The sequence below is a fragment of the Bradyrhizobium campsiandrae genome (assembly GCF_014529705.1).
Lineage (GTDB): Bacteria > Pseudomonadota > Alphaproteobacteria > Rhizobiales > Xanthobacteraceae > Bradyrhizobium > Bradyrhizobium campsiandrae.
This window is the reverse complement of sequence record NZ_JAANIH010000282.1, coordinates 1-383: the sequence shown is the minus strand read 5'-3', so window position 1 is coordinate 383 and position 383 is coordinate 1. Positions and strand designations below refer to the sequence as shown.

Annotated in this window: 1 protein-coding gene; it reads left to right on the top strand. The window is 38.9% G+C overall.

Annotated features, from left to right (window positions below):
• On the top strand, positions 1-353 hold a 353-nt coding region (locus tag G8O24_RS43100; protein ID WP_188108463.1), incomplete at its 5' end, for a recombinase RecT.
• Positions 354-383: the final 30 nt, after the last annotated feature.

The window sequence follows — 383 nt, the reverse complement described above, 5'->3', positions numbered from 1 at the left end:
CTCTAAAATTTGTGGCGTACTGTGGGTATTTTCTATTAATTAATGGCTTTGAAAAAACAGCATATTGGACACGCAAAGAAATTGAAGCACATAACAAGAAATTTAAAAAGTCAGATTTTGGCTGGAAAAAAGATTATGATGCGATGGCTAAAACAACCGTTCTTAGAAATATGTTAAGCAAGTGGGGTATTTTATCCATTGACATGCAAACAGCTGTCACAGAGGACGAAGCAGAGCCAAGAGAACGGAAAGACGTTACAGAAGATGAATCAATACCAGATATCATAGATGCGCCCATAACGCCTTCTGACACGTTAGAAGCTGGTTCGGAGGTTCAAGGGTCAATGATCTAAATGAAAGGAGAAAAGGAGCATGTCTAGTGG